The 4931-nt window shown below is 73.4% G+C and carries 6 protein-coding genes; 5 read left to right on the plus strand and 1 reads right to left on the minus strand.

Going from position 1 to position 4931, the window contains the following annotated elements:
• Nucleotides 1-107 precede the first annotated feature (107 nt).
• Complete coding sequence (locus ABZW03_RS37260) at nt 108-431, minus strand: winged helix-turn-helix domain-containing protein (protein WP_355268784.1); 324 nt, start codon at nt 429-431, stop codon at nt 108-110.
• A gap of 162 nt (nt 432-593) precedes the next feature.
• On the opposite strand from ABZW03_RS37260, the gene ABZW03_RS37265 reads away from it, so the two are divergent.
• The 5 genes from ABZW03_RS37265 to ABZW03_RS37285 all read left to right on the plus strand — a co-directional run.
• Nucleotides 594-854: an acyl carrier protein gene (locus tag ABZW03_RS37265; RefSeq protein WP_355268774.1), complete on the plus strand. Its 261-nt coding sequence runs from the start codon at nt 594-596 to the stop codon at nt 852-854.
• A 37-nt stretch (nt 855-891) separates the two neighbouring features.
• Nucleotides 892-2205 carry a beta-ketoacyl-[acyl-carrier-protein] synthase family protein gene (locus tag ABZW03_RS37270; RefSeq protein WP_355268776.1) on the plus strand — a complete coding sequence of 438 codons (1314 nt, stop codon included), beginning with the start codon at nt 892-894 and terminating at the stop codon, nt 2203-2205.
• Nucleotides 2202-3005: an alpha/beta hydrolase gene (locus tag ABZW03_RS37275; RefSeq protein WP_355268778.1), complete on the plus strand. Its 804-nt coding sequence runs from the start codon at nt 2202-2204 to the stop codon at nt 3003-3005. The genes ABZW03_RS37270 and ABZW03_RS37275 overlap by 4 nt, the downstream gene beginning before the upstream one ends.
• The gene (locus tag ABZW03_RS37280) at nt 3002-3979 is read left to right on the plus strand and encodes a hypothetical protein (protein WP_355268780.1); all 978 of its coding nucleotides are present in this window, start codon (nt 3002-3004) and stop codon (nt 3977-3979) included. The genes ABZW03_RS37275 and ABZW03_RS37280 overlap by 4 nt, the downstream gene beginning before the upstream one ends.
• On the plus strand, nt 3976-4931 hold a 956-nt coding region (locus ABZW03_RS37285), incomplete at its 3' end, for a beta-ketoacyl synthase N-terminal-like domain-containing protein (protein WP_355268782.1). The genes ABZW03_RS37280 and ABZW03_RS37285, both read left to right, overlap by 4 nt.

Raw genomic sequence — 4931 nt, forward strand, 5'->3', positions numbered from 1 at the left:
CCGCGTTGTCGTCGGTCGCCAATGCTCCGCAGTGGCTCCCTCCTCCGCCTTGCGATGCACGCACCCCAACGCCGCTCGCTGATCCAACGCGAATCATCAGACACGCCCTAAGCGTCGCGCCGGGCCCGCTCGACCTGCGCCCCGTCCTCCCGGAGGGCGGCGATGACGGTGTCGACCGTGACGTGGATGTCGAACGGGGTGAGTTCGAAGAACTTCATGGCCTTCCCGTCGGCGGAGAGCTCCAGCGCACCGGCCACCAGGCCGGCGTGTTCGAGCCGCTCCAGGTGCATGTAGAGCAGCGGCCTGGACATGCCGAGCCTCCGGGCCAGTTCGCTGACGTGGACCCGGCCCTGCGCCAGTTCGCCGATGATCCGAAGACGCTGGGTGTGCCCGACGGCGGCCAGCAGGGCCAGTAGTTCCGCGCTTGTCAGCACCCCCACCCTCTTCCTCCTACCTGAAAGTTGAGACTGACAGGTGTGAGCAAGCACTGTCAAGCCGACCAACGACCGTCAGTTGCACGTCAGTTGTCCGTCAGCGCGGCCGAGAAGAATTCAGATCATCATCTGTCGCACCCACCCTCACCGGGAGGCGAAATGCCCAGCACCGCGGTCGTCACCGCCGAACAGCGCGCCCAGATCAAGGACATCGTCTGCGACATCCTCGAACTGGAGGCCGACGAGGTCACCGACACCAGCCGGTTCAAGGAGGACCACAACGCCGACTCGCTCGGCGCCATCGAGATCCTCTCCTCGCTGGAGCGCACCTTCGCGATCGAGATCGACCAGGCCGAGCTGATCCGGATGGTCAACCTGGACGGCGTCGTCGCCGTCGTCCAGGAGAGCCTGTCCAAGTAGCCCGCCACAGCGCCGAGTCGACAGAACGGAGTCAGCAATGGTGAGCAGCGGGCACCGGACACCGCGCCGGGTCGTCATCACCGGGCTGGGCGCGGTCACCAGCATCGGCACCGGGGCGGCCGAGTTCCTGGACGGACTCCGCAGCGGCCGCAGCGGCGTCAAACCGATCACGTCCTTCGACACGACGGGCTACGCGCACGCGAACGGCTGCGAGATCGAAGACTTCGACCCGGCCCGGTGGATCGAGCACGGCGATCCCGAGGAGCTGGGCCGGGCCAGCCAGTTCTCCGTCGCGGCGGCCAGGATGGCGGTGGCCGACGCCGGGCTCGCGCCTGAGGAGCTGCGCGCCCGGCGCGTCCTGGTCTCGGTCGGCACCACCGACGGCGAGTCCCGGGACCTCGACGCCCTGACCGAGCGCCAGCTCCGCGACGGCCCCGAGGAGCTGCCCGCCGTGGTGGCCCGCCGCTCCTCGGCCGGCCTGCTGTCCAGCAGCGTGGTGCGCGAGCTGGAGCTCGTCGACGTGGAGGCCGTCACCATCGCCACCGCCTGCGCCGCGGGCAACTACGCGATCGGCTCCGGCTTCGACGCCATCCGCTCGGGCGAGGCGGACGTCGCCCTGTCCGGCGGCGCCGACGCCGTGTGCCGCAAGACCTTCACCGGCTTCTACCGGCTGGGCACCATCGCCCCGGAGCTGAGCCAGCCCTTCGACGTCGACCGCAAGGGCATCCTCACCGGCGAGGGCGCCGGCATCCTGCTGATGGAGAGCCTGGACTCGGCGCTGGCCCGCGGCGCCGGGATCTACGCCGAGGTGCTCGGGTACGGGCTGAACTGCGACGCCCACCACCCGGTCGCCCCGGACCAGGACAGCCTCGCCGCCTGCATCGAACTGGCCCACCGCAACGCCGGGGTGAAGCCGGAGGACATCGACTTCATCTCCGCGCACGGCACCGGCACCAAGGCCAACGACGTGACGGAGGCGGGCGCGATCCGGCAGGTGTTCGCCACCCCGCCGCCGACCGTCTCGATCAAGTCCATGCTCGGCCACACCATGGGCGCGGCGAGCGCCCTGGCCTCCGCCGCCTGCGCGCTGGCGATCCGGGAGGGCTTCATCCCGCCGACCATCAACCACCGGCGGACCGACCCGGAGTGCGGCCTCGACCCCGTCCCCAACCGGGCCCGCACCGCCGACGTGCGCATCGTCCAGAACAACGCGCTGGCCTTCGCCGGCAACAACGCGGTGCTCATCCTCGGCGCGTACCGGGAGGACCGGAAGGCGGACCGGGAGGACCCGCGGGCCGACCGGGAGCCCCCGGCGGCGGAGCGGGCCGACGCGGGGCGCCCGGACGCATGAGCGCGCCCATCCCCCGGCTGCGCAGGGCCGCGGAGGACCCCGACCCGATCCGGGTGCTGCTGCTGCACGGCCTGGGCGGCAAGCCCTCGGTGTGGACCCCGCTGGTCCGGCGGGCCGGGGCCGCCTTCGAGCTGTGGGACGTCGAACTGCCGTGGCGCGCCCGGTCCGAGGGCGACGGCTGGGGCACCCAGCCCGATCCGGGCCGCTTCCTGGTCGAGCTGCTGGACGAGCGGTTCGACGCCGTCGTGGCCCACTCGTACGCGGCGAACCTCGTCGTCGAGGCGACCGCGACGGGCCGGACCGCACCCCGGCCGACCGTCCTGATCAGCCCGTTCTACCGGCCCAGTCCCAAGGACTTCGACTGGACGGTGATCTCGTACTACCTCAACGACTTCCACCGCGTCTTCGAGGAGGCGCTGGAGGTCGGCGAGACCGCCCGCTTCCCCCGCTCCCACCGCGACTGGATGGCGCGCCAACTGCGCGACCAGGTCGGGCCGTACGGCTGGATGCGGTTCTTCGAGGCCTACCTGCGCTCCCCCACGCTCGACCTCGGCGCGGTCGGCTCGCCGCTGCTCGTGCTCTCCGGGCAGCAGGACACCGCCGCCCGGCCCGAGGACGGCCGGGCGCTCGCCGCCCGGGTGCCCCGGGCGCGCTACGAGCCGCTGCCGGGCTGCCGGCACTTCCCGATGGTCGAGCGGCCCGACCTGGTCGCCCGGCTGGTGTGCGACTTCCTGCGCACCGCCGTGCCCGGGGCGCCGCGCGCCGGCGCCACCACCCTCTCACCCCAGGAGTTGCCATGACCAGCAGTGCCCCGGCCGCCGACCCGACCACCCGGGTCGAGCTCCGCCCGCGCTACGAGGGCTCGAACATCTGCACCTGGATCGGGTTCAAGCACGTCAACTACCTGGTCGAGGAGGCCGTCTACGACCACGCCCGGCAGCACGGGTTCCCGCCCGGGGAACTGTTCGAGCGGTACGGCCTGGGCGTCGACCTCACCGACCTCGACACCAAGATCCTCACCGCGCTGCACATCGACGACGTGGTGACCGCCACCGTCCGCCGGCTGCCCGCCCAGGGCGACGGGCTGCGCCTGGGCGTGGAGCTGACCGTGGAGCGCTCCGGCGAGCCGGTGAAGGCCGTCGCCGCCAAGGTCACCCTCCACCTGCGGTCCGACCCGCGCGGCCACGCCGTCGCCGAACCGCCCGCCGAGCTCACCCCGTTCACCGTCGACCGGCTGGGCGCGGGCGCCGCGTCCGCACCGCTGGCGCCCGTCCGGCTGGAGCCCGGCGCCGACCCGCTCGAACAGCTGACGGCGGGGCGCAACGCCTTCGGCTGGGCGTGGCGGATGCCGTACTTCTACTGCCACTTCACCGAGCGGGTCCAGATGTCCGGCTACCTGCGGCAGATGGAGGAGGTCGTCGACCTCTTCCTGGCCGACCGCGGCGTCTCCATCAAGACCCTGCTGGACGAGCAGGACTGGATCCCGGTCGTCCCGCACTCCCGGATCACCATCCTGGACGAGGCGCTGATGGAGGAGACCCTCTACACCGTCTACACCGTCGAGAGCGTCTTCAAGCGGCTGACCTACACCTCCCGGATGGACGCCTACGTGCTGCGCGACGGCGTCCTGGTGCCCACCGCCACCGGCCGGATCACCCACGGCTGGGCGGTGATCGAGAACCGCCGCGACTGGAGCCTGGTCGACTTCGACGACCGGCTGACCGACGCCCTGACCGGCAAGGCGGGCAAGGCCGTGGGCCGGGGCGGGGCATGACCGCCGTCGACAGCCCGGCCCGGGCCCGGGCGGCCGACCGGGCCCCCGCGGTGCGCGAGCCGGTGTTCTCCGCCTGGTCGGCGGTCTCCCCGTTCGGGGTCGGCGCGCCGGCCTTCGGCGCGGGACTGCGGGCCGGCACCGGCGCCGTCGCCGCGCTGGACCGCGCCGCGTACCCGGGGCCGTACGACCGGGGCGCCCTGGTCCCGGACTTCAGCGCCGCCGGCGCCCTGGGCCGCAAGGGCACCAGGACCATGGACCGGGTCACCGCGCTCGCCGTGCACACCTTCGGCACCCTGCTCGACGGCTGCGGCCCGGGCCTGCTGGAGCACCCCGAGCGGGTCGGCCTGGTGCTGGGCACCGGCTCGGGCAGCGTGCAGAGCATCATGGACTTCACCCGGGACTCGCTGACCGGCGACCGCCCCTACCTGGTCGACCCGGCCCGGTTCCCCAACACCGTGATGAACCGGGCGGCCGGCCAGTGCGCGATCTGGCACGGCATCAAGGGCCCCAACAGCACGATCGCCGGCGGCTGGTCGACCGGCCTGCTCGCGCTCGGCTACGCGGCCCGGCTGCTCCGCGGCGGACACTGCGACCGGGTGCTGTGCGGCGCCGCCGAGGAGTACTCGGTGCAGCGCGCCTGGCTGGAGTGGCACAGCGCGGACCAGGACGCGCGGACCCCGCTCGGCGAGGGCGGCGTGGCCTGGCTGCTGGAGTCCGCCGACCGGGCGGCGGCGGCCGGGCGGCCGGTACTGGCCCGGCTGCTCGGCACCCGCTTCCGCGCCTACCACCGGCCCGAGCGGGCGGCCGGGACGCTCACCGACTGCGTGCGCGCGGTGCTCGCCGAGACCGGCGCGGACGGCCGGGACGTCCGGCTGGTGGCCCCGCTCGGCGCCCCGGGCGAGGAGGCGGCGGTGCGCGCGGCCCTGCCGGCCGGGGCGGAGCCGCAGTGGAT

Source organism: Kitasatospora sp. NPDC004799, assembly GCF_040609095.1.
Lineage (GTDB): Bacteria > Actinomycetota > Actinomycetes > Streptomycetales > Streptomycetaceae > Kitasatospora.